The 26,527-nt window shown below is 64.9% G+C and carries 25 protein-coding genes and 2 pseudogenes; 9 read left to right on the forward strand and 18 right to left on the reverse strand.

The genetic code is table 11. The features are described from left to right. Both N2603_RS30385 and N2603_RS30390 read right to left on the reverse strand, forming a co-directional pair. Positions 1–1,587 (reverse strand): MDR family MFS transporter, encoded by a 1,587-nt coding sequence (locus N2603_RS30385; protein WP_260424296.1) that lies wholly within the window; start codon positions 1,585–1,587, stop codon positions 1–3. Between the two features lie 153 nt (positions 1,588–1,740). Beyond that, the gene (locus tag N2603_RS30390) at positions 1,741–2,256 is read right to left on the reverse strand and encodes a YcgN family cysteine cluster protein (RefSeq protein WP_260385021.1); all 516 of its coding nucleotides are present in this window, start codon (positions 2,254–2,256) and stop codon (positions 1,741–1,743) included. A gap of 295 nt (positions 2,257–2,551) precedes the next feature. On the opposite strand from N2603_RS30390, the gene N2603_RS30395 reads away from it, so the two are divergent. The 4 genes from N2603_RS30395 to N2603_RS30410 all read left to right on the forward strand — a co-directional run bounded on the left by N2603_RS30395 (position 2,552) and on the right by N2603_RS30410 (position 7,287). Then, the gene (locus N2603_RS30395) at positions 2,552–4,843 is read left to right on the forward strand and encodes a transglycosylase domain-containing protein (protein ID WP_018647811.1); all 2,292 of its coding nucleotides are present in this window, start codon (positions 2,552–2,554) and stop codon (positions 4,841–4,843) included. Positions 4,844–4,852: 9 nt separating this feature from the next. Next, positions 4,853–5,431 (forward strand): DUF1214 domain-containing protein, encoded by a 579-nt coding sequence (locus N2603_RS30400; RefSeq protein WP_260385022.1) that lies wholly within the window; start codon positions 4,853–4,855, stop codon positions 5,429–5,431. Beyond that, positions 5,428–6,012: a DUF1254 domain-containing protein gene (locus N2603_RS30405; protein ID WP_260385023.1), complete on the forward strand. Its 585-nt coding sequence runs from the start codon at positions 5,428–5,430 to the stop codon at positions 6,010–6,012. Before N2603_RS30400 ends, N2603_RS30405 begins: the two co-directional genes overlap by 4 nt. Before the next feature lie 1,032 nt (positions 6,013–7,044). Further along, positions 7,045–7,287 (forward strand): hypothetical protein, encoded by a 243-nt coding sequence (locus N2603_RS30410; RefSeq protein ID WP_260385024.1) that lies wholly within the window; start codon positions 7,045–7,047, stop codon positions 7,285–7,287. A gap of 104 nt (positions 7,288–7,391) precedes the next feature. On the opposite strand, the pseudogene N2603_RS30415 reads toward N2603_RS30410, so the two are convergent. The 5 genes and pseudogenes from N2603_RS30415 to N2603_RS30435 all read right to left on the reverse strand — a co-directional run. Then, positions 7,392–7,816: pseudogene (locus N2603_RS30415) on the reverse strand (hypothetical protein); the annotation flags it as partial. Between the two features lie 668 nt (positions 7,817–8,484). Further along, on the reverse strand, positions 8,485–9,660 hold the full coding sequence (locus N2603_RS30420; protein ID WP_260385025.1) for an MFS transporter: 1,176 nt from the start codon (positions 9,658–9,660) through the stop codon (positions 8,485–8,487). A 28-nt stretch (positions 9,661–9,688) separates the two neighbouring features. Further along, the gene (locus tag N2603_RS30425) at positions 9,689–10,903 is read right to left on the reverse strand and encodes an MFS transporter (protein ID WP_260385026.1); all 1,215 of its coding nucleotides are present in this window, start codon (positions 10,901–10,903) and stop codon (positions 9,689–9,691) included. Beyond that, a pseudogene (locus N2603_RS30430) lies at positions 10,900–12,254 on the reverse strand (NAD(P)-binding domain-containing protein). Before N2603_RS30430 ends, N2603_RS30425 begins: the two are co-directional and overlap by 4 nt. Before the next feature lie 50 nt (positions 12,255–12,304). Further along, complete coding sequence (locus tag N2603_RS30435) at positions 12,305–12,622, reverse strand: ArsR/SmtB family transcription factor (RefSeq protein WP_260385027.1); 318 nt, start codon at positions 12,620–12,622, stop codon at positions 12,305–12,307. Positions 12,623–12,746: 124 nt separating this feature from the next. Between N2603_RS30435 and N2603_RS30440 the strand changes: the two genes are divergently transcribed. From N2603_RS30440 to arsC, 3 genes are read left to right on the forward strand one after another with little or no spacing between them, the layout of a single operon-like run. Next, entirely contained in the window at positions 12,747–13,106 is a 360-nt protein-coding gene (locus N2603_RS30440; RefSeq protein ID WP_260385028.1) for an ArsR/SmtB family transcription factor, read from the forward strand. Then, positions 13,106–13,807, forward strand: a complete 702-nt coding sequence (locus tag N2603_RS30445) for an aquaporin (protein ID WP_260385029.1) — start codon at positions 13,106–13,108, stop codon at positions 13,805–13,807. Before N2603_RS30440 ends, N2603_RS30445 begins: the two co-directional genes overlap by 1 nt. Further along, positions 13,804–14,205: an arsenate reductase (glutaredoxin) gene (gene arsC, locus N2603_RS30450; protein WP_260385030.1), complete on the forward strand. Its 402-nt coding sequence runs from the start codon at positions 13,804–13,806 to the stop codon at positions 14,203–14,205. The genes N2603_RS30445 and arsC overlap by 4 nt, the downstream gene beginning before the upstream one ends. 76 nt (positions 14,206–14,281) lie before the next feature. On the opposite strand, the gene N2603_RS30455 is transcribed toward arsC, so the two are convergent. The 10 genes from N2603_RS30455 to N2603_RS30500 form a co-directional block, all read right to left on the reverse strand. Then, complete coding sequence (locus N2603_RS30455) at positions 14,282–14,881, reverse strand: class I SAM-dependent methyltransferase (RefSeq protein ID WP_260385031.1); 600 nt, start codon at positions 14,879–14,881, stop codon at positions 14,282–14,284. 63 nt (positions 14,882–14,944) lie between these two features. Beyond that, positions 14,945–15,793, reverse strand: a complete 849-nt coding sequence (locus tag N2603_RS30460) for an SDR family NAD(P)-dependent oxidoreductase (protein WP_260385032.1) — start codon at positions 15,791–15,793, stop codon at positions 14,945–14,947. A gap of 224 nt (positions 15,794–16,017) precedes the next feature. Further along, a complete protein-coding gene (locus N2603_RS30465; RefSeq protein WP_260385033.1) occupies positions 16,018–17,034 on the reverse strand; it encodes an AraC family transcriptional regulator in 1,017 nt (338 codons plus the stop codon). Between the two features lie 9 nt (positions 17,035–17,043). Further along, positions 17,044–17,874 (reverse strand): oxidoreductase, encoded by an 831-nt coding sequence (locus tag N2603_RS30470; RefSeq protein WP_260385034.1) that lies wholly within the window; start codon positions 17,872–17,874, stop codon positions 17,044–17,046. Between the two features lie 187 nt (positions 17,875–18,061). Further along, positions 18,062–18,532 (reverse strand): DUF2147 domain-containing protein, encoded by a 471-nt coding sequence (locus N2603_RS30475; protein ID WP_260385035.1) that lies wholly within the window; start codon positions 18,530–18,532, stop codon positions 18,062–18,064. A 173-nt stretch (positions 18,533–18,705) separates the two neighbouring features. Beyond that, complete coding sequence (locus N2603_RS30480; protein ID WP_311740698.1) at positions 18,706–19,476, reverse strand: amino acid ABC transporter ATP-binding protein; 771 nt, start codon at positions 19,474–19,476, stop codon at positions 18,706–18,708. Positions 19,477–19,504: 28 nt separating this feature from the next. Continuing rightward, positions 19,505–20,194 carry an amino acid ABC transporter permease gene (locus tag N2603_RS30485; protein ID WP_260385036.1) on the reverse strand — a complete coding sequence of 230 codons (690 nt, stop codon included), beginning with the start codon at positions 20,192–20,194 and terminating at the stop codon, positions 19,505–19,507. Next, complete coding sequence (locus tag N2603_RS30490) at positions 20,191–20,985, reverse strand: amino acid ABC transporter permease (RefSeq protein ID WP_260385037.1); 795 nt, start codon at positions 20,983–20,985, stop codon at positions 20,191–20,193. Before N2603_RS30490 ends, N2603_RS30485 begins: the two co-directional genes overlap by 4 nt. 40 nt (positions 20,986–21,025) lie before the next feature. After that, positions 21,026–21,934, reverse strand: a complete 909-nt coding sequence (locus tag N2603_RS30495) for an amino acid ABC transporter substrate-binding protein (RefSeq protein ID WP_260385038.1) — start codon at positions 21,932–21,934, stop codon at positions 21,026–21,028. A 17-nt stretch (positions 21,935–21,951) separates the two neighbouring features. Continuing rightward, positions 21,952–23,112, reverse strand: a complete 1,161-nt coding sequence (locus tag N2603_RS30500; RefSeq protein WP_260385039.1) for an aminotransferase class V-fold PLP-dependent enzyme — start codon at positions 23,110–23,112, stop codon at positions 21,952–21,954. Positions 23,113–23,278: 166 nt separating this feature from the next. On the opposite strand from N2603_RS30500, the gene N2603_RS30505 reads away from it, so the two are divergent. Beyond that, positions 23,279–24,070 carry an IclR family transcriptional regulator gene (locus N2603_RS30505; RefSeq protein ID WP_260385040.1) on the forward strand — a complete coding sequence of 264 codons (792 nt, stop codon included), beginning with the start codon at positions 23,279–23,281 and terminating at the stop codon, positions 24,068–24,070. A 36-nt stretch (positions 24,071–24,106) separates the two neighbouring features. On the opposite strand, the gene N2603_RS30510 is transcribed toward N2603_RS30505, so the two are convergent. After that, positions 24,107–25,021 carry a DUF1259 domain-containing protein gene (locus N2603_RS30510; protein ID WP_425248935.1) on the reverse strand — a complete coding sequence of 305 codons (915 nt, stop codon included), beginning with the start codon at positions 25,019–25,021 and terminating at the stop codon, positions 24,107–24,109. A 405-nt stretch (positions 25,022–25,426) separates the two neighbouring features. Here N2603_RS30510 and N2603_RS30515 point away from each other — a divergent pair, with 405 nt between their 5' ends. After that, a complete protein-coding gene (locus N2603_RS30515; protein WP_260385041.1) occupies positions 25,427–26,506 on the forward strand; it encodes a Cj0069 family protein in 1,080 nt (359 codons plus the stop codon). Positions 26,507–26,527 lie beyond the last annotated feature (21 nt).

Here is a 26,527-nt window from a genome sequence, read left to right on the forward strand (position 1 = left end):
CTACTCCGCCATCTCCACCTGCTGCGTGACGGAGGGGCCGGCCAGCGGTCGCTCCTCCATCATGATCAGGCAGAGCGCGGCGCCGGTCATCAGCGCGGTGGCGGCGCCGAAGACGTAGCGGAATGCGTGCCGCATGTCCTCGGTGGGGATCGCTGGGATGCTGCCCGCGACATGATGTTCGCCGGCGAGCGGAATGTCGGCGCCGAGCGCGATCAGCAGGATCGCCGCGAAGGCCGCGACCGTGAACGAGGACATCAGCGAGCGGAAGAAGTTCAGCGCGCCGGTGATCGTGCCGACTTGCGGACGCGGGACCGAATTCTGCACCGAGACCACGCAGACCGGAAAGGTCGTGCCGAGGCCGAGCGCGAACGCGGCCATCAGCGTCAGCAGGCCCCAGAGCGGCAAGGTGGTGAGCGTGAGGCCGAGGCCGCACAGCGCAGCCCAGGACGTGCCGACGATGGCGACGCGCTTGTAGTGCTTGGCGCGCGCCATGGTGCGGCCGGCGATCGCCGCACCGCAGGTCGAGACCGCCGCGAGCGGAATCAGCGCAAGCCCCGCCTCGCTGGCGCTGAGATGGTAGACCGACTCGTAATAGAGCGGCAGTTGCACGGTGAGCCCCGTGATCGCGCCGAGCGCACAGCCACCTGCCATCAGGCCGAACGGCACGACCGATCCACCGAGCAGCGGCAGCGGCAGGAACGGCTCGTCCGCACGGCGCGCATGCCAGACGAAAGTGACGGCGAGCGCGACGGCGCCGCCCACCATCGCGAGCACGGTCGGCGACAGCCAGGGATCGCGCGTGCCGCCCCAGGTCAGCACCAGCATGAAGACCACGGCGGACGCCATCAGCAGCACGCCGCCGAGCCAGTCGACCTTGCGCTTGTGGTGGAACACCGGGATCTTCTTCATCTTCGGCAGCAGCAGCGCGAGTGCGGCGGCCGTGAGCGGAAGGTTGATCCAGAAGATCATCGACCAGTGCAGGTGCTCGGCAAACACGCCGCCGATGACCGGACCCAAAATGCCGCCGACCATCCAGACGCTGGAGAAATAGGCCTGGTACTGCCCACGCTCGCGCGGGCTCACGACGTCGGAGATCACGGTCTGCACGACGGGCATGATGCCGCCGCCGCCGAGCCCCTGGAGGCCGCGCGCGAGGATCAGCATCGGCATGTTGGGCGCGATCGCGCACAGGATCGAGCCGGTCACGAACAGGCTCAGCGAGGTGATGATCATGGCCTTGCGGCCGTAGATGTCGCTGAGCGTGCCGAACACCGGCGCGACCGCGGTCGAGGCAAGCAGGTAGGCCGTGATCACCCAGGACAGGTTCGAGACGTCCTGGAACTGGCGTCCGATGGTCGGCAGCGCGGTCGCGACGATGGTCTGGTCGAGGGCGGCCAGGAACATCGTCAGCATCAGGCTGATGACGATGGTGCGGACCTCGTCCTGCCCCAGTGGCGCCGGTGGCGCGAGCGAGGGTGCGTCATCGACGCTGATGACCTCGCTCGGAAGTCGGGAGAGCTCCTCGGCGATGTCGTCGGGCAATGCCTGGATGTCGGCAGAACTGCTCTGCCGGTCGAACTTGTTCATCTCGATCGGACGCATGAGGCGGCGCAAACGCCGCGAAGGATTCGTTCTATGCAGCCAATGTAGAGAGGAAGGTTCTTCTCAGGCAGGCACCGCGGCGCATGGGTGCATCCCATCGCAGGGTCATCCCGAACATGTGATGAGGCCTGCGGCGGATCAGTCCTTCGGGCGTCGCTTCAGGCGGGCCCGCTTCGGCAGCACGGCCGGCCATTGCACGATGTGATCCTCGAGCTCCTCGTCCGGGACATCCTCCTCGCTGCCCTCGACCCGGCCGCGCACGGAGACACCGGCTTCATGAACGGTGTTGGGATCGCCTGACACCAGCGGGTGCCACCAATAGAGGTCGCGTCCCTCGGCGACGAGCTTGTAGCCGCAGCTTGGCGGCAGCCAGTTCAGGGTGCGGACATTGGCCGGGGTCAGGCGGACGCAGTCCGGAACCTTGTCGGAACGATTCGGGTAGTCCTTACAGGCGCAGCTGGCACCATCGAGCAGCTTGCAGCCGATATGGGTGAAATAGATCTGGCCGGTGTCCTCGTCCTCCAGCTTGTTCAGGCAGCAGCGGCCGCAGCCGTCGCACAGGCTTTCCCATTCCTCCCCAGACATCTGTTCCAACGTCTTGGTTTTCCAGAAGAATCCTTCCTGGCCGGAAGGTCGTTTGGGAGCTGCGGTCATGCGCCTCAACAAGATTCGAAAGAGCTACGGCTAACGCCATCTAGGGCGGGCGGACGTGAGGGTGCAAGCAGACGCCCTTCGAGGCCCGTAATGAACCGGGGTCAATTAGGCCTGTTGTTCAAAATCGCGAGCCTGACCATTGGTTTATGGGCCCTGCTCGGCTAGAAGGAACAGCAAGTCCCCAGAGGACGCGAACCGGGCGCCTTGGGTTTGCCGCAACATTCCCTCAAGACGTCTCGATGCCGCCCCCGGCCGGGTGCTTGAACGCTTTCGAACCAAGCCTCAAGGGTTCTAGGTGCGCCAGATCATACCACCGCATTGGAAGCAGAAGGTCCGGAATTTCTTCCTGGACCTCGATGCGCGCATCGACTCCTCCCTGTTCTCCTCGGCCAAGGGCATCCGCGAGCTCTACGAGCGCTACTCGACCTTCATGGACCGCTTCTATGTCGGGCGGTGGAAGCGCTGGGTGTTCATCGAGCCGCTGTCGGAGGCCGCGACCCTCGGGCTCGGCGGCCTCGTCGTGATGCTCACGCTCGCCATCCCCGCCTTCCGCGAGACCGCGGACGAGGACTGGCTGAAGAAGTCCGATCTCGCGGTGAGCTTCCTCGACCGCTACGGCAACCCGATCGGCAGCCGCGGCATCAAGCACAACGACTCGATCCCGCTGGAAGACTTTCCGGACGTCCTCATCAAGGCGACGCTGGCGACCGAAGACCGCCGCTTCTACGAGCATTTCGGCATCGACATCGCCGGCACCGCGCGCGCGCTCGTCACCAACGCGCAAGCCGGCGGCGTCCGCCAGGGCGGCTCCTCGATCACCCAGCAGCTCGCCAAGAACCTGTTCCTGAGCAACGAGCGAACCATCGAGCGCAAGGTCAACGAGGCCTTCCTCGCGATCTGGCTGGAATGGCGCCTGACCAAGAACGAGATCCTCAAGCTCTATCTCGACCGCGCCTATATGGGCGGCGGCACCTTCGGCGTCGACGGCGCGGCCCACTTCTACTTCAACAAGTCCGCGCGCGACGTGACGCTTTCGGAAGCGGCGATGCTCGCCGGCCTGTTCAAGGCGCCGACGAAGTACGCACCCCACATCAACCTGCCCGCCGCCCGCGCGCGAGCCAACGTCGTGCTCGACAACCTCGTCGATGCCGGCTTCATGACCGAGGGCCAGGTGTTCGGCGCCCGCCGCAACCCGGCCTTTGCCGTCGACCGCCGCGACGAGGCTTCGCCGAACTACTATCTCGACTACGCCTTCGACGAGATGCGCAAGCTGGTCGATACCTTCCCGAAATCCTACGTCGAGCGCGTCTTCGTGGTACGCCTCGCCATCGACGCCAACGTGCAGAAGGCGGCCGAAGACGCCATCGAGAACCAGCTGCGCCAGTTCGGCCGCGATTATCACGCAACGCAGGCGGCGACCGTCGTCGCCGATCTCGACGGCGGCATCCGCGCCATGGTCGGCGGCCGCGACTACGGCGCCAGCCAGTTCAACCGCGCCACCGACGCCTATCGCCAGCCCGGCTCCTCGTTCAAGCCTTACGTCTACACCACGGCCCTCCTCAACGGCTTCACGCCGAACTCGATCGTGGTCGACGGCCCGGTCTGCATCGGCAATTGGTGCCCGCAGAACTATGGTCATTCCTATTCCGGATCGGTGACGCTGACGCAGGCGATCACACGCTCGATCAACGTCGTGCCGGTGAAGCTGTCGATCGCGATCGGCCAGAAGGAACAGCCGAAGGCGCCGAATCCGGCCAAGATCGGCCGCGCCAAGATCGTCGAGGTCGCGCGCCGCTTCGGCCTCAAGGCGCCGCTGCCCGACACGCCGTCGCTGCCGATCGGCTCCGACGAAGTCACCGTGCTCGAGCACGCCGTCGCCTATGCGACGTTCCCGAACCGCGGCAAGTCGGTGACGCCGCATTCGGTGCTGGAGGTGCGCACCGGCGCCGGCGACCTGGTCTGGCGCTGGGACCGCGACGGGCCCAAGCCGAAGCAGGCCATTCCGCCGAACATCGCCGCCGACATGGCGGGCATGATGAGCCACGTCGTCAGCGAGGGCACCGCGCGCCGCGCAGCCCTCGACGGCATTCCGACCGCGGGCAAGACCGGCACGACCAACGCGTATCGCGACGCCTGGTTCGTCGGCTACACCGGCAATTTCACCTGCGCGGTCTGGTACGGCAACGACGACTACTCGCCGACCAACCGCATGACCGGCGGCTCGCTGCCGGCGCAGACCTGGCACGACATCATGGTCGCCGCGCATCAAGGCGTCGAGGTCCGGGAGATCCCCGGCATCGGCATGGGGCAGAAGCTGCCGCCGCAGCCGAAGGACGCGAACGCGCAGGCCAGCGCGGCGCCGAAGGTGCTGGAGACCAAGCCCGGTCCGCCGCCCGTACTGACCAAGCGCGGCGCCGATATCCTGGTGCGGGTCGAGAAGCTGCTCGATGACGCCGCCAGGACCGCAAACAAATCGACGGCCGACGACAGCAAGCCGGCCAAGCCATCCTCGGCATCGAGTGCACTCGCCTTCCCGCAGAACTATGCGGAAGAGAATGCGAACGCATCCGCCCCGCGCAAGAACTGATCGAAACCCGTGCGGCTGATCCTGATCACATTGACGGCCCTTCTGCTCGCGACCGTGGTCGGCGTCGGCGCCACCTGGATGACGACGACGCGCGGCACCGAGATCGGCGCGCTGACCATCGGCGCCTGGACCGCGCGGCCGCGCACCGGCACCGCCGACGTCGATCCCTATTCGCGCGCCACCATCGTGCGCAACGGCGAGCTGCCGATCGGCACCGGCGACGGCGTCGCCTTCACCGCGACCACTGATGACAAGAAGAAGGCGCTCGACGGCCGCTGCGACGTCGTCGTGTCAGGCGTGACGCCGCCGGCGCGGTTCTGGACGCTGACGCTGTACGACCGCAAGGGTCACCTCGTCGCCAACTCGCTTGCCCGCTACGGCTTCACCAGCCAGGAGATCGTGCGCTCGTCCGACGGCACGTTCGAGATCCGCATCGCCTCGCGCTCGCGCGCCGGCAACTGGCTGCCGACCGGCGGCATCGAGCGCTACGCCCTGATGCTGCGCCTCTACGACACCCCCGTCGGCGTCGCCACGCGCACCCAGCGCGATGCGCCGATGCCCACGATCTCGACGGTGGGCTGCTCATGATCCGCCTCGCCTTCACCATCGTTGCCGGCGTGCTGCTGGGCCTCGTGGTCCATCTCGTCAGCGTGCTGGCGCTGCCGCGGATCGCGACGCAGGACGCCTATTCGCGGCTGACGCCGATGACCAAGCTCAACGGCGTGACGCAGCTGCCCCTCGCCGATCCGCAGACCTCGCCGATGCCGTTCATGGACCCGGCCTTTGCGCTCGCGATCTGCCGCTACGACCTCTCGGGCGGCCCGATCAAGCTGACAGTGCCGGTGAGCCAGGCCTACACCTCGGTGTCGTTCTACACCCGCAACGAGATCGCCTATTACGCCATCAACGACCGCTCGGCGGGCCGGAAGGTGATCGAGCTCGACCTCATGACGGAAGCCCAGCACAACGAGCTGCCGGAGGACGAGGAGGTCACCGCCGCCGACCGCCTGATCATCGACTCCCCCAGCACCACCGGCCTGATCGTGATGAAGGCGCTCGCCGCCGAGCCCGGCCTGATGCCGCAGGCGCAGGCGACGCTTCAGGCCGCGACCTGCGGCCCGCAGACCGAGCAGCCGGCCAAGGCGGAAGCGCCGCGCGGCCGGCGGTGAGCGCAGCCGTTTCGGCGGTGCCAAACAAAAAGTGCGAAAACAACCCCATGCACAGTAGCGGGGGCATTGAAATCATTACGCTCTTTCGACCGGCGATACGACGCTACCGGGCCAAGCGCGCGCCCCTTTGACTCGTCGGGCAAAACACCGGCATACTGGCATCATCGAGAGTTCGTCACACACCCGCGCGGAGCCGTCCGTCGCGGGTGTTGTCATGTCGGGGCCTTGGAGCGAGGGGCCGTCGTGCGCCCGCTCAACGCTTTAGCCCTCGCCCGCACGAACGTCTCAACGCGAGCTAAGTCGACAATCGCCAATCCGAGGAGAAGTCGCCATTGCTTATCACCATAAGTTGCGGACCACGCGAGCTTCAGATATCCAGTCTGGAAGCCTCGAACAGGTCGTCTCTGATGCATGGCGGGAACGTTCCAATCCTCTTCGGAATTGTGGCGGTGTCATAAGCCTTTTCGGTCGAGGCCGCCATCTACAAGCCGCCTGCATCTGTTCGACTGCCGCGATCTTCATTTCCTACAATACGTGGGCTTCGCTTTTTCTCTGGCTGACGGCCTGGCTCCTCGCACTCGTCTGCCTTTGGAAAGCGGCAGCGGTCGCACGCGCAAGACGAATTGAAGATGCGATCCGGCTAGGCACACCTCGCGAACTTCTTCCGCCGCTTCCCGCCATCGATACACGCGAGCGATATCCGAAACTGAGACGCGGACAGCGAATAGCCGCACGCTTCGGGTTTTGGAGCGCGGTCCTGTCGCTCGCCGTCTTCTTCGTTCTCTCCTTCACAAGGCCATCAGCCACTTCGACGAGCAGCGCCGGCTACAAGGGCCCCACGTGGCCGTGCGAACGTTTGCCACACCCGCGGCCGGTGTCTGCGTGTGGGCCCTAGCCGAAATGGCAGCCCCTTATTTCGGTCTCAATAGCTTGGTCCAACGCAATACTTGGTCCAAGTTTTGGAGCGTCTGTTGAGAGTCGCCATTTTGATCTCGCTTCTGGCATTGTCTCAGGCAACTGCTCAGGCGCCTCGTGGAGAACAACCAACAGTTTCCCGCTTCCGAGCTTGCGTCACGTCGCATTGATGCGCGCGCGGCGGGAGTTCGGACAGCCGAGGACGCCGCCAACTACGCCATGAGAGCGTGCACGCCCCTCATTGGGATCTTCCTGGATCCCAATTCCTTCTCGAACGCGGAAATTCTGGAGGAAGCGCTGCCTCCCGGCATCTTTCGCGCGGTCATCAAGGAGGAGTGGGGCGATTTTGTTGAGCAATAGGGACAGCGTCAAACACACCAATGACGCCGCGCGTGACACAGACCATCGTCATGCCGTCTCTCGCAAACTCCACCAAGCGGGCATTTCGGCCAAGACACGCTCAATCTCTCCTCGGTCGGATGCACCCATATTTGTAGGGCGTGATGCTTCGCGTGGCCGTCAGCTTGATCATGTGGACGGGCGGCGCGGAACGTCCCTTTCGGCATGATCGGCACTTGAGCGAGGCTCCCAACTTCCAGATCGGCGTGTCGCGCGGCCGGCGGATCGCTTCGAGCGGCAGGCTCGCGCGCGTCTTGCACCTGTTGCACTCCACCTCGAGCCAGCCCATGCCGCCGTTGAGGCATTGCGCGATCGTCGGCGATGGCTGCGAGGGGCCACCGTACCCTTCCATGCGGCCCGATCAGGCTTCGGCTTCAGCGCGATCGGCCTCACGAATGGCCTTCCTGGCCTCCTCGCGCGCATGCTTGGCAGAAATCTCCGCCCCCATGATCCGCCCGCTCCACACGACCTCGCGCGATTTGGTGCCCATGCCGCCATCAAACGAGGCCCGACCTCGTTGGCAAATTATCGATCGCTAGTAGGTCGGATCTGCAATTCGCCACTGCGTGTCGTGGCTGTGGACAACCGATGATGCAGATTCTTTGGCGAAGGTGGCGCGGCACCAACCTTGGAACAAGTCGCTTGTCCATGCATTTTCCTCAACTGGAGAGGAAACCCAGATGAGAACAGCAACGCTTACTTTAGCGATCTTACTGGCCTGCTCGACCGGCTATGCCTCGGCCCTCAGCGCCAAACGCCATCACCACCACGGCTGGTTCAATTCAATGAACATGTTGCACGGCCCCGGCCGGACCGCGGCCAGGTCTGACCCGAATGGGACGGCCGGCGGGCCGACGAGCGTCAGTGGCACTGGCTCGTCAAAGTTCGGGGGACAAATCCCCGGAGCCAGCGGCGCGGCACGACAGTAGGTCTGCGAATTGCAGTCTCAACGTGCGCTCGGGCTTGTCCCGGACACACGTTGGACGTTTGAACGTCACCGTTCACCGATCCGCGAACCATCATGCATGCCGCCCTATTGGCAACCTACGAGCACGTTTGACTCGTCGGGCAAAACAGGAGCATGTTGACACTATCGAGAGTTCGTCACACCCGCGCGGAGCCGTCCGTCGCGGGTGTTTCATTTGGGAGCCAGTGCTCTCAAGATCGTTGCTTTGGTTGCGCCATCCGCGCCCACAGCAGTGCCAACGGTCCCAGCGCGATTCCGGCGGCAAGAACGATGAACGCCAGCAGCCAGCCGGCCGCGCTCTGCGGACCGCCGGCGATGTCGAGAGCGGCGCCGGTGCTCCATGCTCCAAGTGCGGACAGGCCGAAGCCGACCGTCGAATGCAGGGCCAGGGTCGCGCCGCGATGCTCGGACGCCGCCGCGGTCGACATGCCGGCGGTCAACGCGCCGGAATCGGCCGGCACCGTCAGTCCATACAGGAGCAGCAACAGTGCGAGCAGCCATGCCGGCGCCGTTGCATTGAGCCCGATCACCAGCGCCACGCAGGCCGAGGCGATCATCACAAGCGTGATCGCACGATGGCGGCCGAATTTCAGCGCGGCCTCGTTACCGAGGATACTGGCGGGCATCGAGATCACCGCGAAGCAAAAGCTCAGCACGACGGGACTCAGCCACGACGGTGCGCCTTGATGCGCGACGACGAACGTCCAGAACCCGACCAGCCAGGTGCGGATGCCGTAGAGCTCGAAGCAGTGGGCGCCGTAGCCCAGGATGTATCCGAGCGCCTCGCGGTTGGCGAAGACGGGCGCGAAGTTCAGCAGCCGCCCGACCTTCGGTACAGGCTGCCGCCGGTCGATCAGGAGGCACGCGACAACCATTGCGATCGGGCCGCAGCCGGTGACAAGGAAAGCGGCCCGCCATCCCCAGCTGTCGGCGATCAGTTGCGCGACGAGGAACGAGAGCCCGACGCCGACCGAGAAGCTCGACGTGTACAGGGTGACCGCCCGCGACGTGTCGCCGGCGGGAAGCCGGTCCGTCAGCGCCTTCAGGCCGGGCATGTAGGCGCCGGCAAATCCAAGCCCTGCAAGCGACCAGATCGCGGTCCCCGACCAAAACCCTTGCGCGAAGATGCCGAATGCTGCGGTGGCAAGCCCGCTGACGATCGAGCCCCAGAGCAGGACGAGGCGCGCATCGATGCGGTCGGTCAAGGTCGTCAGCACGGGCACGGCGAGCATGTAGCCGAAGGCATAACCGCTCGCCATCAACCCGCCTTCGGCGGCAGAGAGACCCCACGCCGGCATCAGATGCTGCGCGAGGTTTGCGGACAGCGTGACATGCGGCAGCAGATTGCCGACCTGGCCGGTGCACATCACCGCAATCAGGGACCGACCGCTCAGCTTATGAATTTTGCTCTCCCACCTTGAGGGGCGTCGATGTTGCCTGCTCGCTACGCAACAGCAAGAGCGCAAAGAAGGCCGAGAGCGAAACGAGCGCGCTGATCCACAGCGCGCTGCTGCCGATGTGCTCTACCATCAGCCCCAGCGCGAGCGGCGCGGCGGCACCCGTTACCCTCGAAGGCAACGAGATCATGCCGACGCGCCTGCCGAAACCGGCCGGCCCGAACAGCGCAAGGGGAAGCGTTCCGCGGGCGATGGTGATGATGCCGTTGCCCGCGCCGTACAGCACCGTGAAAGTCGTCGCGAGCAAGGGGCCGCCCGCGACCAGCGCGACGACGCCGATCGGATTCATGAGCATGGCCAGCCTCGCCGAGAGCAGCGGATGAAACCTGGCGAGCCATCCCGCCTCCAGAAGCCTCGCGCCGACCTGTGCAGGTCCAACCAATGCTCCCGCGAGCAAGGCCTGCGCCGGACTAGCACCGAACGCAACCAGCATGGTCGGCAGAATGGCCGAGATTCCCGAGCTGACGAAGCTTGCCGCCGCAAACATGTAAGCCAGCAGGACCATCGCGAAGGTCTCGCTCTGGCGTCCGGATCGCCGGCTCGCAGCCGCACCCGGTCGAGGCTGCTGGTCCAATGGAACGGCGCGCGGCAGCGAGAGATTGAGCGGCAACGCGAGCGCGATATGGATCGCCGCCCAGACCTGGCAGGCGACGCGCCAGCCATACTCGGAAGCAAGCCACGTCGTGAGCGGCCAGCCGAGTGTGCTGGCGAAACCGGCGATCAGGGTGATGCCGGTGATGGTTCGCCGCGCATTGGTGCCATAGATGCGCGCAAGCGTTGCGAAGGCCGCTTCATAGAGGCCCATGCCGATCCCGAGCAACGCCCAGGCCGCGATCAACACCGCCGCGCCATGGGCCACTGACAGCAGGAGCAACCCTGCCACAAACACGAGGTTCGAGATCGCGAGCAGACCGCGCCCTCCGAACGTGTCGATGGCATGCCCGACCCGCGGGCCGAGCAGCCCGGAGATGACGAGCGCGCCCGAGAGCGCACCGAACACGTAGGTCGGCGCAAGTCCCAGATCGCGTGCGATCGGCGCAGCCAGGATGGCAGGAAGATAATAGCTCGACGCCCACGCAATCGTCTGGGCGGTGCCGAGCGCGAGCACGATGGCGAGCGGACCTCGAGCCTGGTCCGCAGGGACTTGCTTCATGAGCAGCCACACCCCGCGGTGCCCGCCTTCTTGGCCGTTTCATCGGCGGCACAGCAGGCTGATAGCTCCTCCTTCGGAGGTCCGCCGCAGCATCCCGCTGCGGCCCCGGTCTCGACGCCGCCGCGCGTGCAGACGCCGGTCTCGGGCAGCACAAGCTCGACTCTCGCCGCCGCCACCTTGTCGCCAGCGAGATCGGCCGCGATCGAGCGGACCTGCTCGTATCCGGTCATCATCAGGAAGGTTGGCGCACGACCGTAGGATTTCATGCCGGCGAGATAGAAGCCCGGTTCATCGTGCGCGAGCTCGCGCGCGCCGTGCGGGCGCACCGTGCCGCAGCTGTGCTCGTTGGGATCGATCAGCGGCGCCAGCGCGACCGGCGCCTCGATGGCGGGATCGAGCCGCAGGCGCAGCTCGGACAGGAAGGAGAAGTCTGGACGGAAGCCGGTCGATACGATCAATTCGTCTGCGATCACGATGCGCGCACCGGAACAGGAACCGGCTGCAATTTTGAGGCGGCCTTCAGATCCCGAGAGATGCGTGACGCCAAATTCGGCCTCAACTCTGATCTTCCCGGAGGCGACAAGCGCGGCGAAGGCAGCGCCAAGCTCGCCGCGTGCGGCGAGCTTATCGTTGCGGCCGCCGCCGAAGGCCTTGGCGGGATCGGCGCCGCGCAAGAGCCAGACGGGTTGCGTGCCCGGCTCTTCGTCGGCGAGGTGCACGAGATCGATGAGCGTGCCGATCGCGGAGTGGCCCGCGCCCAGGACCGCAACGGTCTTGCCGGCATATCTGGAACGAGCGACACCCCGCACATCCGGCATGCCGTAGGCGATGTGGTCGGCGCATTCGGGCTCACCGATCGCGGGCAAGCCGTTGCGGCCGGCCGGATTGGGCGAGAACCATGTGCCTGATGTATCGATCACGGCGTCCGCACGCAGGACCTCGGGGCCCTTGCCGTTCTGGTAGCGGATTTCGAAAGGGGCTTGCTCGCGCCCTTTCGTCTTTGCCTTGTCGAAGCCGACGCGGCTGATGGCCGTGACGCGGCTCGATGTCCGCGCAGCGGCGTTCTCGTCGCGAGCGGCATCAGGTACCGGTCGAGCAGCTCGCCGCCGGTCGGATAGGACTGAGGGTCCGGCGAATTCCATCCCGTCGGCGCCAGCATGCGCGCGGCGGCCTTGTCGACGTTGTACTCCCACGGCGAGAACAGCTGGACTTGCTGCCACTGCCGGACCGCGTGTCCCGCCTCAGGGCCCGCCTCCAGCACGACGGGCGACATGCCGCGTTCGAGCACATGGGCTGCTGCAGCGAGGCCAACAGGCCCCGCCCCGATGATGGCGACCGTCTTGGCGTTCATTCGGCTTCTCCCATCTTTCTAGAATCATCGAATAATATTGGCCAAAAAGATCACGCTGCGGTTTGCGCAGTCTTGCATCCGACTTCGTCTGCGCAGCACTCCGCCGCCAGGAAATCGACCAGACCCCGCATGGCCTCGAAGTTCGCGTGGCAGACGAGCGTTGTCGATTCCCTGATCTGACTGACGAGCCCGACCGAGACCAGGGTCTTGATGTGATGCGACAGCGTCGACGCCGGAATCTTCAGCTTTTCCTGCAAGCGACCGACAGGCATGCCCGAATGCCCGGCCCGGACCAGGGCGCGATAGATCTGAAGCCGGGTCTGATTACCCAGGGCTTCCAGACGTGCTGCTGCGTCGGCGATCTTCATGGCTCCACAATGCGCCCGATCGTCCGCGCCGTCAACCGTATTTCTAGAATATTCGAAATATGGCCTGGGAAGATGCTTCGGATCCGGATTGACCGGGCCCCAATATTTCCATAAGTCTGGATATATGGATACTGAAGAAGCCGTCCTCGCGCTTGCCGCCCTGTCCCAATCGACCCGTCTGGAGGCCTTCCGGGCGCTGGTCAGGCACGAGCCCGACGGCCTTGCGGCCGGCGACCTCGCGCGCCTTTTGGAAGTGCCTCAAAACACGCTCTCCGCGCATCTATCGATCTTGAGCCGCGCCCGCCTCGTCTCCTCCGAGCGGCACAGCCGCTCGATCATCTACCGCGCCAACCTCAGCGAATTCCGGGACGTGGCGGTTTTCCTGTTGCGCGATTGCTGTGGCGGCCGACCGGAGGTTTGCGATCCGGTCGTCGAAAGCGTTCAAGCCTGCTGCGCGCCAAAACGGAAGGAGCGAGCGCGCTGATGGAGACATTCGACCTTTCGCGGCGCCTCGCTGCCGAATCGCTCGGCACGGGCATCCTCGTCACCACCGTCGTCGGCTCCGGCATCATGGCCGAGACGCTAACGAAGGACGTCGCGCTTGCTCTGCTTTGCAACACCCTGCCGACCGGGGCCATTCTCGTCGTCCTGATCACCGTGCTCGGCCCGATCTCGGGCGCGCATTTCAATCCGGCGGTGACGCTGGTCTTCACCGGCAGGCGCGAGCTGCCGGTGAATGAAGCCGCGCTCTACGTGATTGCGCAGATCGCCGGCGGCATCGCCGGGACGATCGCGGCGCATCTGATGTTCGGCCTGCCCCTGCTCGATCTATCGACGAAGGTCAGGACCGGCGGGGCACAATGGTTTGCCGAAGCCGTCGCCGCTTTCGGGCTGGTCGCGACCATCCTCGGCGGCATCCGCTTCCAGCGCGCGGCGGTTCCCTGGCTGGTCGGCCTCTACATCACGGCCGCGTATTGGTTCACCGCATCGACGTCGTTTGCCAATCCGGCGGTGGCAATTGCGCGATCGCTGACGAATACTTTTTCCGGCATTCGCCCGGCTGATCTTCCCGGCTTCATCCTCGCGGAGCTCTGTGGCGCGATCGCCGGCATGCTATTGATGAACTGGCTGCTCGGGCAAACCAAGGCGCGCGGCCCTGTTCCTGTTGCGGAGACCCGATCATGAGTGTCACGATCTATCACAACCCCGACTGCGGCACCTCGCGCAACACGCTTGCGATGATCCGGCAGAGCGGCGTCGAGCCCACCGTGATCGAATATCTGAAGACGCCGCCGTCGCGCGACAGGCTCAAGGAGCTGGTCTCTGCGATGGGAATTCCCGTTCGCGCGCTGCTGCGCGAGAAGGGCACGCCTTACAAGGAGCTTGGCCTCGCCGACCCCAAATGGACGGACGACGAATTGCTCGATTTCATGATGGCGCATCCCATTCTCATCAACCGTCCGATCGTGGTGACGGCGAAGGGCACGCGGCTGTGCCGGCCCTCGGAGGCCGTCATCGATCTCCTGGACAATCCGGTCGGCCGCTTCGTGAAGGAGGATGGCGAGGTGGTTGAGGCCAGGTAGGCTCACCTCGCCCCCATTCATTCCGCTCCAGGCCAGACATCGTCATGAATGATCTGGCCGCGGAAATCCCTCGCGCTTAGTCTTGGCCCCCGACCCTGAGCTGCCGTCGCCGCCGGATGCGATAAACCGATGCCGGCGGAATGTTGAGCGCGGTTCGCCCGACCAGGCTCGCCTTCAGCCCGAGACGGTCGAGGATCGGCCGGGGCACCGGGCAGCGCGGTCCGTAGGTGAACTGGTAGAGCGTGCCGCCCTCCTGCATGTGGCGGAAGGCGCCCGTCAGGATCGCGATCACCTTGCGCGGCGACATCGACAGAAGTGGAAGGCCGCTGACGACGGCCGAGGCCGGCGCCGTGAACCGCTCGTACTGGGCGAGCTGGCGCGCATCCATCCAGAGCACGCGCGCGCGCGGGAAGCGCTCCTGCAACAGGCGGACGAAATCCGAACCATATTCGATCAGCAGCAGGTCGCGCTCCGCGATTCCGCGCCGGAGCAGCGCCCTGGTGAAGATGCCGGTGCCCGGCCCCAGCTCGATCACCGGCCCGGTCCCCGGCACGATCTCCTGCGTCATCAGGCGCGCCAGTGACTGGCCCGACGGCGCGATGGCGGAGACCTGCCAGGGATTGGACAGGTACGAGCGGAAGAACTGGAAGAAATCAGCAACTGCGGTAGCGTTCATTGCAATCCTCTGTTTCCCGCTCGCGAGGAGCAGACGGGTCTGTCCCGAAGAAAGCTGGTGCAGCTACGATGCGATGTTGTGTTGCCGGGCCTCGCCCTGGGCGGCGTTGGAGTCAGCCTCCCACGCTTCCCATGTCGCGAGACGATGGGCATAGGCGGCGCGGGCACGCGGCAATCCCTCAGTGCCGACAAAGAATCGGAGCGGAGGGTTTTCGGCGTCGACGATCTTCAGGATCGCATCGGCCGTCGCCTCCGGCTCGCCAAACTCGAGCTTGGCACCGGCGGCAAACACCTCCGCCCGCGTATTGCTGTAGGCGTTGATGACGGGCGAGATCCTGAGCGAGGCCGTGCTGGCAAACCCCGTCGCGTAGGCGCCGGGCTCGAGCAGCGTGACTTTCAGCCCAAAACCCTTGACCTCCTGCGCCAGGCTTTCATGGAGAGCTTCGATGGCGAATTTCGAGGCGTTGTAGAACCCGGTGATGGGCCCGGCGACGATGCCCGCAACGCTGGACACACCGATGATGTGACCACTGCCCTGTCGTCGCAGCAGGGGAAGCGCGGCCTGGATGACGCGGAGGGTGCCGAAGAAATTGGTGTCGAACTCGGCGCGGACATCAGCCTCGTGCGCCTCTTCGATCGCCCCGACCAGCGCGTAGCCTGCATTGTTGAGCACGATGTCCAGCCGTCCGAAATGCGCGTGAGCCCGGGTCACGGCATTCTGCACCGCGTGGGCATTGGTCACGTCCAGGGCGATCGGCAGCACGGCGTCGCCGTAGACTTCCGAAAGATCAGCCACGTCGGCCAGGATACGTGCGGTGGCAGCCACCTTGTCGCCGCGCTTGAGAGCAGCCTCTGCCCAGACGCGGCCAAAGCCGCGGGATGCTCCGGTGATGAACCAGACTTTGCCAGACATGCGATATCCTCGATGGATTGAGTTGGACTTACGCGGCAAGTCCTATCCTCGCCGGCCAGGATCGGCAGTGACGAGGCGCGCCAACGAAGTTGCCGCAGGCGCCAAAACGGGAGCAGCAGCCGTCAGAGCCTTTTCCGTTCCGATGGAATCGGAACGGGGCTCTGGATTTCTATTTTGACGCGTTTTCTTGACGCGAACCGGTATCCACTTCGCTCGAAAACGCTCTAGTGAATCTTGTTGCCGTGCAGCTCGCGCCAGCGGCTCGGCGTCACGCCTTCCCAGTATCGGAAAGCGCGATAGAACGAGCTCGCGTCCTGATAGCCCAGGAGGCACGCGACCTCGTCGATGTCAGCCGTTGGATCCGACAGAAGCTGCCGCCCGAGCTCCTGACGCGCCTCGACGAGGAGCTCGCGGAAGCTCGCGCCTTCCTCGGTGATGCGGCGCTGCAGGGTCCGCTCGCTCAGGCCGAGATCGCGCGCAACATCCGACAATTCCGGCCGCCCGCTCGCAAGGCTGCGCTTGAGGACCACCTTCACCTGCTCCCTGACGGAGCTGCGCGCTTCCAGCTCGCCCAGGGCCGACGCTAGTGCCGGCGTCAGGATTTCGAGCAGTTCCTTGTTGTGGCCGGGAAACGGACGATCGAGGTCAGCAGATTTCAGGACCAGCAGGTTTCGTGCCGCGCCATAGCGGATTTGGCATTCGAAATAAGCGTGATGGACATCGCTCTTGGGGCGAGGACGAACCAGCTCCACCCGCTTCGGCGTCAGGTGCTGTCCCGTCCCGCGACGTCCCAGCTCGACCAGCGTGGCGAAGGTCACGTCGGTCGTAATCGCCGGCTCCGGATCGGTTGCGTACGGCCACTCCGTCGTGACCACGCACTCGTCCTTGCCTTCGTCGACGTGCAGCTGCTCGGGCGAGCACAGCCGCTTGAAGCGCGCGATGCGGTGCAGTCCGTCGCGATAGTCCCTTGCATAGAACGCAGCAAGGCTCGGCGGCGGATGCACCGCCGTCTCGACGCTCTGGACCAGCATCAAGCCGAGCCCGGGCACCGGCTTCAGCTCCTCAAGCGCTCTCCAGAGCGCAAAATATTGCACTGTGGTGACCTGCCCTTGATCGTTCAGGTGCAAGGTTGCCGGCAATTTCGCCTGCCGCAACAGCACGGCCGGCGGCACGCCGATATGTTCGACGGCCTGCCAAAAGGCTCGGGGGACCTTGCACCTGTCTGCCGCTGTTCCGCTCATGACCGATCCCTAGCGCATCTGGCTCATGATCACGCGGTCGAACATGCGGTCGCCGAACCACTCGCGAATCTTGATCATCGGCAGGGCATATTTGCCCGCAACGTAGCGCGTGCGCGGCTTCGGCTCCCTCACAGCCCTGGACACGATGTCGGCGATGACGCTCGGATTGGTGCCGCGTCCCTGTCCATAGGCCTCACGGGTCGATTTCGCGACGGCCTGCGTGAGTTTGGCGTAGGGACCTTCACCCGATCGCTTGAGCAGGCCATTGGCGACCACATCGCCAAATCCCGTCTCGATCAGACCGGGCTCGACGACGACGACCTTGATGCCGAACGGCGCAAGCTCGAGCCGAAGGCAGTCGGACCAGCCTTCCAGCGCATGCTTGGTCGCGTGGTACCAGGCGCCCAGGAGCGTGTAGATCTTGCCGCCCATCGAGGTGATGTTGACGATCGTGCCTGCGCGCTTCTCGCGCATTTTCGGCAGCAGGAGCTGCGTCAGGCGGGCGGCGCCGAACAGGTTCACCTCGAACTGGTAACGCGCTTCGTCGATTCCGACGTCCTCGACGGGACCGTAGAGGCCGAAGCCGGCGTTGTTGACGAGCACATCGACGCCGTCCACCTCGCGCAGGATGGCATCGACCGCCGCCTGGATGTCGACCTCGCTCGATATGTCCATGCGCAGGGATCTCGCCCCGAGCCTGACGAGGTCATCCATCTTGTCGACGTGGCGCGCGGCGACGAAGACCTGAAAGCCGTCCTTGATCAGACGCCTTGCGATTTCCTTGCCCATGCCGGAGGAGGCTCCGGTGACGAGCGCGGTTCTTTTCGATCTGTCGAACATGTCAACCTCTCTTGGTTCCGATCCTTATCCTGCCGCCTCCCCGGCACGAATTGACTAACCAAGCGCGCCACTAGACTTGCACAACGCGCCAATCCTGGCGACCGGCCAAACTGCTGTGCTCGCAGGAAAAAAGCGCGGTCCGGGCGACCGCGCTTGCGGCAGAACAGTTGGGGGTGGCGGAAGGCCCCTACCCGCGAACGCGGTGGAATGCGCGGGTCTGTCCCATCGCCGGCAGGCCGAGATAGCCTCTCAGATGCATCTTGCCGTCCTTGACCGTGGCCTTGCAGTTGTAGGTGCGCCCCGACGAGGCGTCATAGATCGAACCGCCGCTCCACTCGCCATTTTCCCAGTGCAAGCCCGTGATGAAGACGATGTTCTTGAGCGACCGCGAACGCAGCGCGGGGTCAGGGTTCTTGGCGTCCTTCTTGAAGGTCACATTGTCCGCCTCGACGATCTCGTTGCCGTAGAGCATCCGGGCCTGGAATTCTGCGCCGGTCTTGAACATGTCGAGCTTCACGGTGCCGTCGTCGGCCTCCCAGGTCCCGACGATCGCGTCGGAGACCGGTGCCTCGCCGTGCGCCATCGGCATCAATCCGATGTTCACGGTTGCCATCAGCAGGAAGATGGCGGATCGACGGGAAAGCGGGAATGATTGCATGGTCTGTTCCTTGGTCTGCGGTTGGGAGGAGCGATCAGGCCGCTCACTGGTCTCGCAGACGTCTCTAGATTTCAGGAACAGCGTTGGCAGCGGCACAAGGCGCCAACGGGATTGCGAGATGTGCCAATCAATGCCGCGGAGCCCCGCGACGCGCCGCAAACCGAGACGGATCGCTAGTGGATGATCTGGCCGAGGAAATCCCTCGCGCGTTCAGTCCTCGGCGCGCGGAAGAAGGTCTCGGGATCGGCCTCCTCGACGATCGCGCCGCGATCCATGAACACCACCCTATCAGCGATCTCGCGGGCAAAGCCCATCTCATGCGTGACGCAGACCATGGTCATGCCGTCCCGCGCGAGCTCCACCATGGTGTCGAGCACTTCCTTGACCATCTCCGGGTCGAGCGCGGAGGTCGGCTCGTCGAACAGCATGATCTTCGGCTGCATGCACAGCGCCCGCGCGATGGCGACGCGCTGCTGCTGGCCGCCGGAGAGCTGCCCCGGATATTTGTTCGCCTGGTCGTGGATGCGCACCTTGCGCAACAGACCGATCGCACGCTCATGTGCCTCGGCGCGCGACAAGGCCCGCACCTTCATCGGCGCGAGCATGCAATTCTCGACGACCGAGAGGTGCGGAAACAGGTTGAAGCTCTGGAACACCATGCCGACCTCGCGGCGGACGCCGTTGATGTCATCCATGCGGTTCGTCAGCTCGACGCCATCGACGACGATCCGACCGCCATCGTGCTTCTCGATGTGGTTGATGCAGCGGATCAGCGTCGACTTGCCGGAGCCCGAGGGACCGCACAGCACGATCTTCTCGCCGGCCGCAACGCTGAGATTGACGTTATTCAGGGCCGTGAAATGGCCGAACCGCTTCACCAGATTTTCCACGGTGACGATGGACGTCGACCGTCCGGCCTCGTTCCCGGCTGTGTGTTGAAGCATTTTCCTCTCCCAAGACCAGGATGATGCGCTAGCGGCCCGCGATCGCATAGCGCTTGCGGAGCGACGCCACGCATTGCGACGCCGCCGAGCTGATTGCGAGGTAGACCACCGCGATGACCAGATACATCTCGACAAGACGGCCGTTGAGCTGCGCGAGCTTCGAGGCGGCGCCGAGCAGATCGGTGAGCGACAGGACATAGACCAGCGAGGTGTCCTGGAACAGGATGATGGTCTGGCTCAGGATGATGGGGCTCGCGACGCGGAGCACCTGCGGCAGGATCACGGAGCGATAGGTGTCGAAGGTGGACAGTGCGAGCGCCTGACACGCCTCGAACTGTCCCTTGTTCACCGCCCGCAATCCAACGCGGATGATTTCCGAATAATAGGCGGCCTCGAACAGGCCGAAGGTGATGAACGCCGTCCAGGTGGCGCCGATCGGAATCGGGCGTCCGTTTCCGCTGAGATGGCCGAGCACGATCGGCACCAGGAAGAAGAACCAGAACAGGACCAGGATCAGCGGGATCGAGCGCATCAGGGCGACATAGCCGCGCACAAGCTTGCCGAGCACGGGCACTTCGAAGTGCTGCACCAGCGCCAAGCAGGTGCCGAGGACCAGGCCGACCACGAAGGCAACAGCGGTGAGCGCCAGCGAAAACAGCAGGCCCGACCAGAGGTAAGGCCACGCCTGAAGCACAATGGAAAAATCGAGGCTGCTCATTTCACGACCTCCATTGCATCGGGCAAGTCGCCGATCTGCTCGGTGGCGCGCGGCGTGGCCGGCTTGACTGCATCCTCCCCGCGCCCCGTGCCGGGAATGCGGACGGCCCGGTCGATCAGGGCCATCCCCTGATAGGCGATGAGCGCCAGCGCGAGATAGACAAGCGTCGCGGCGCCGAAAGCAGCGAAGGTCTGGAACGTCGCTTCGCTGATCTGGCGGGCCTGCGCCGTCAGCTCCATCAGTCCGATGGTGAGCGCGACCGAGGTGTTCTTGTAGATGCCCATGACCTCGCTGGTCAGGCTCGGGATGATCAGGCGCAGGGCCTGCGGAACGATGACGTGGCGATAGGTCAGATAGCCGCTGAGCCCGAGCGCGCTTGCCGCCTCGACCTGCCCTTTCGGCAGAGCCTCGATCCCGGCACGCACCTGTTCGGCGATCCGGGCGGCGGTGTAGAGACCGAGGCACACCAGCGCCGGAAAGAACGATCCCCAGGGCGGCGGAATCTGCTTGATGGCGTTTCCGAGCGCGACGGGAAGGATCTCCGGCAGGACGAAGTACCAGAGAAACATCTGCACCAGCACGGGGATGTTGCGGAAGATCTCCACATAGAGGCGCGCAAGCGCCGCGACGGCGCGGTTCTGCACGGTGCGGCCGATACCGACGATGACCCCGACCGCAAAAGCAATCCACCAGCCGAAGAACGCCAGCGCCAGGGTCCAGCCGAGGCCCGACACGAGCCAGTCGATATAGCGCTGGCCATCCGCCGTCTGTTCAAGAAGCACTGCAAACATGGCGAACCTCGGGGCTCGGTTTGCGGGACACTCTCCGCGATTAATCGACCGCGTCGCTGGGATGCGCGATCCGTTCCGTGAGCTCGACCGTCAGCGGGAACGCCAAATTCTCATTCTTGGGCGGAATTGGCCTCGTGAACCATTTGGCGTAGGTCTTCTCGAACTGGCCCGATGCCATCTGCTTGGACAGCACGTCATCGACGAGCGCCTTGAAGCCGGTATCGCCCTTCGTGAACATCAGACCATAATAGATCTTGGCGTAGCCCTCGGGGAGAAATATCAGCGCATCCGGCTTCGGAGCCGCGGCCTTGAGGCCGGCGAGCAGGATGTCGTCTTCCATGAAGGCGGCCGCGCGGCCGGTGTTCAGCATCAGGAAGGATTCGGCATGGTCCTTGGCCTGCACGATGTTGAAGCCGAGCTGCTCCTTCGCATTCACGCCTTGCGCGAAGCCGACGGCATTGGAGCCCTGGGTGACGACGACGGTCTTGCCCTTGAGATCGCCCGCCGTCTTCAGGCCGCTGTCCGCCTTGACCAGCCAGCGCGGCTGGCTGACGAACGTGGCGACGGAAAACGAGACCTGCTCCTGCCGCTTCCTGTCGTTCGCCGTGCCGCCGCATTCGATGTCGACGGTGCCGCTCTGGATCAGCGGGATGCGGTTGGACGAGTTCACCGGAACGTAATTGACCTTGAGACTGGGCAGGCCGGTCTCCGCCTTGATGCGCTCGACGATGGCCGCGCAGAGATCGAGCGAGAAGCCGATCGGCTTCTGGTCGGGACCGAGATAGGAGAACGGGATCGAGGCCTCGCGATGGCCGATGGTGATGGCGCCGTTCGATTTGATCCTGGCAAGTGTGGGACTGTCGGCGGCAGCCGAGGATCCACTGATGGCGCCGAGCATCGCGAGGCCGGACAGAATGCTCAAGACACGCGCAGACTTCGTCATGTACATCTCCCCTGATGAGCGGCCTATGCGGCCCTCGATGATGGCTTCACGCCGCGCCGCCGGATGATCTCGATCAGGCGGTCGACGTCGGCAATCGTGTTGAACATCCCGAACGAGACGCGAATGCCGTCGCGCTCCGGCGACACGCGCACCCCGTTCTCCTCGAAATGGCCGAGCCATTCGGCGGCGGGCAGCGCGATGACGTAGATGTGCGGCGCGCGATGCTGCCGCGCGCGCGGGCCGACGAGGCGAACGTTGAGCGCATCGAGCCGGGCGATGAGATGGTCGCCGAGATCGAAGCAGTGGTTCTGGATGTTCTCAACGCCCAGCGCTTCGATCATGTCGAGCGAGGCACCGAGCGCATGGATCGCCGGAAGATTGAAATTGCCGAGTTCGAAGCGGCGCGCGCTCGGGGCAGGCGCGAGTCTGTCGGGCCGGGCGATGAGATCGGCCGGGACGTCCGCAAGGCTCGCGGCCGCAAGATAGGCGGGCTCGAGCTCGGTCCTCGACTTGTCCCAATAGAGCAGGCCCAGCCCTTGCGGCACGAGCAGTCCCTTGTGGCTACCCGAACCGATGAAGGTCGCGCGCATCGCCCTGGCGTCGATCGGCACGACGCCGATCGCCTGCATCACGTCGACGACGAAGTAGAGCCCCTTCTCCGCGCAGAGCGCGCCAATGCTTTCGACGTCGAAACGGTGGCCGGCATGGAATGTCACCTGCGACATCGAGATCGCCCGCGTGCTCGCATCGATGTAGGGACGAAGGCCGTCGGCGTTCACGACCTCCGTCATCGGCACGAACGCGACCGTCACGCCCTTGCGCTGCAGATTGAGGAATGCGTAGGCGTTGTTCGGGTGGTCGCCGTGGATCATCAGCACCTTGTCGCCGGCCCGCAGCGGCAGCGCGTTCGCGGCGATGTTCATGCTCTCCGAGGTGTTCTTGGTGAAGGCGATCTCGTCGGCCGATGCGCCGAGAGACCGCGCCAGCTTCTCGCGGGTCTGCTCGACGCGATCGAGCCAGACGCTCTTGGGGCCGGCAGTCTCGAGGCCTTCGCTGAGGAAACGGTCGATCGCTGCTTTGACGGGACGCGCTAGCGGCGTCTGGAAGCCGGAGTCGAGATAGGTGATCCGCTCGGCAGCCGGAAACTCCTTCCGCACGGCTTCAACGTCGTAGTGACCTGACATCCCGATCTCCTGAGCACGTCCGCGGCGGCTCGCACTGCACAAATCCTATTCACCGCCCCGCAACGCCAACGATATGGGCAAACGCGCGAGAGCGACTAGAATAATTTTCATAATTCAGTAGTTTTAATTCCGAAAAATGATAATTTATATGAATGGAGAACGGCAAATGCAGGAGCCAAGTACCGACGGGCCACTGGACCGCGCCTTCGCGGTCATTGGCTATGTTGCCAGCCAGACCAGAGCAGCCTCGGTCGCGGAGATCGCCGGCGCGCTGTCCCTGCCGCTGCCGACCGCGCACCGGCTCATCGGAAATCTTGAGCAGCGCGGGCTGCTTCAGAAAGCCGTGGGAACGAAGCGCTACGTGGTCGGCAATCAACTGGTCACGCTGTCGGCCAAGGTGATCGGCGCAGCTTTCAGGACCGCGCGCCGGCATGCGGTGCTCCGGGCCGTTGCGGCTGAAATCGGCGAGCAATGCGAGATCGGCGTGGTGCGGGACAATGTCGTTGCCTACGTCGACAGCGTCCGCGTATCGCAACCCCAAGGACTCCAGTTCAATCCCGGAGAAGCAGCACCGCTCCACTGCACGTCGACCGGCAAGATCTACATGAGCCGCCTGCCGGAGCGGGCACGCGAGAATCTGTGCCGCGCACTCGCACTCACCAAATACACCGAGACGACCATCATCGATGTCGAGAGCCTGATGAAGTTGCTCGACGAGACGCGCAAGCGCGGCTGGGCCAAGACCAATGAAGAATATGTGCGAGGCGTGGTCGGCTGCGCCGTTCCGATCCTGTCTCCGGATCGCGAGCTGATCGCGTGCCTGGGCGTGTCCGTTCCTGTGGCACGCGTGAGCTTCACCGAGCTGGATCGGTTCATAGCGCCGCTTCAGAAGGCCGCGGCGCTGCTCTCGGAGACGATCCTCGGGGATGACGAGGACAGCGCAGGCGACGCATCCTGATCGGTAACGCCCGGTCCAGTCCGGCTTCGTCCGCGATCAGCTCTTCGTGCTCGCCGTCTTGTCGAGCGCGGCCCGCAAGCCATTGGCGAGCTTGACGGCGTCGTCGTTGGCCCAGAAGTGCATGAAGAACAGGCGCGGCTGCTCGTCCAACATGTGGCTGTGCAGCGCCGTTACGGCGATGCCGTGTGATCGCAGCGCCTTGATGACCGGGTTCACCTCGTCGCCGGTCAGCACGAAGTCGCCGGTGATGGCCGCCTTGCCGCCGCCGGTCGGCTGGAAGTTGATGGCAATGGCCACGCCCATCGGTCCGACCGGGCTCAGCTGCATCCCCTGCTCGGTGACCGGATCGCGGCGCGGCACGTTGAACTGGTAGACGCCGCCATTGGCCTGTCCCTTGACGCCGATGATCTGGTCGAGCTGCGCGGTGTCGAGATCGACGGCCGGCGGCGGGGCCGTGGGAGCCGGCACCGAGAGCGGCGTCTTGCTTTCGGCGAGCGCCTCCTTGAGGGCGGTTGCGATCCTCACGGGATCGCCGTGGCCAGCCACATGCATGTAGAACGTCGTCGGGCTCGCGCCGAGCAGATGATTGTGCACGGCCGTGATCTCCAGCCCGCTCGCGATCATCTTCAGCATGACGGGATTGATCTCGGACTCGAGCAGCACCAGATCGCCCATCGCCATGACGCCGCTATGGGCCGGCTTGAACGCGACCCAGCCGCCGAGCGCCAGCGCCGGCTTGATGGTCACGCCATCGAGCGTCACCGTGAGGTCGGTGCGCGGAAAACCGTAGCGATGCACGTCGCCGGTGACGGCCGGTTTGCGGCCGAGCGTTTCATCGACCTTCTGCCAGTCGACGTCCTGTGCATGAGCGGTCGCGATGAAGCAGGCGCCGATGGCCATCAGTGCCGGAATGAGGAAAGCCTGAAGGATTGTCCGTGTGCGCATGGTCATTCTCCTGTGTCCCCGCCCCAGGTGAAGTCCGCTTCGCAAGGTTACGCATCGACGAGGCCGGCGCGCCGCGCCGGGCCAACAAGCCGAAAATGGTCTGTAGGATGATATCGAGTGTCGAATGACATGCTGCGTCCTTGGTGAAATCAGGACGCGATTCTTGGGCATGTCGCCTCACGGGGAGATCGCACATCCCCGACGGGCCGAGTAGAGGACCGGGTGGCCGAGCTGTCAACTCACCCTCCCCCCGAGCGTCCTCACAAAGAATTTTGCGCCCGCTTGGAACTGCCAACCACTCTTGAAATCTGAAGTCCATCTCACGTAAGCTGGCTCCACGGGGACAATGCAGACTCCCCTTGAGACCCCGGTCCAAGCTCTGCGCAGCACGCAAATTCGTGGAGCTTGCGCATGGACACCGAACGTCACTCCTCCCCCCGCCAGACCGTAGCCATCCTCTCACGCGGCGACGCTGCCGCGCGCCGCGAGGCTACAGTGCAGAACAGCCGCTTCGTCCGCGTCTTCGAAGCGCTCGCCGCCGCGGGTATCGAAGCCTCCCCAGTGATCTACGACGAAAGCGTCGCAGGCGCCGTCCGCGATCAATTGCTCGCCGCCGACGGCGTGCTGGTCTGGGTCGATCCGATCCACCAGGGCAAGACGCGCGCCGGGCTCGACGCCCTGTTGCGCGACGTCGCCGCGCGTGGGCCATGGGTGAGCGCACATCCGGACGTCATCCTGACGATGGGCGTCAAGGAGGTGCTGTACCGGACGCGCCATCTGGGCTGGGGTGCCGACACGCATCGCTACGACAGCGCGGCAAGCTTCCGCAGCCAGTTTCCGGCGCGTCTTCGGACCGACGGCCCGCGCGTGCTGAAGCAGAACCGCGGCAATGGCGGCCAGGGCGTCTGGAAGGTGGAGGCACTGCCCGACACGGACGGCATGGTTCGCGTGCTCCATGCGCAGCGCGGCAGTATCCCTGAGGACATGCCGCTCGACGCGCTCCTCGCACGATGCGAGCCGTATTTCGGCTGGGGCGGCTGCATCATCGACCAGGCGTTTCAACCGCGCCTGCCCGACGGCATGATCCGCTGCTACATGAGCGGCGCCAAGGTCGCAGGCTTCGGACACCAGAAGATCAAGGCCCTGATCCCGCCGCCGCCGGAGGGGCCGGATTCCCCCGAAGCTCAACCCGGTCCGCGCATCATGCACGGCCCCGACGCACCGCAATTCCAGGCGCTGCGGCGAGCGATGGAGGACGAATGGACGCCGCAGATGATGGCGACACTCGGAATCGATGAGCCGTCATTGCCGGTCATCTGGGACGCGGACTTCCTGTACGGGCCGCGCGATGCCGCGGGCGCCGACACCTACGTGCTGTGCGAGATCAACGCCAGCTCGTGCTTTGCGATCCCCGAGGAGGCACCGGCGGCGATCGCGCGGACGGTGAAGCAACGTATGCTCCGGACTGCAGGCGTGCATTCCGGCACATAGCGAGCGGGACAGCGGGCAAGC

It is taken from the genome of Bradyrhizobium huanghuaihaiense, from assembly GCF_025200885.1.
GTDB classification, from domain to species: domain Bacteria; phylum Pseudomonadota; class Alphaproteobacteria; order Rhizobiales; family Xanthobacteraceae; genus Bradyrhizobium; species Bradyrhizobium huanghuaihaiense.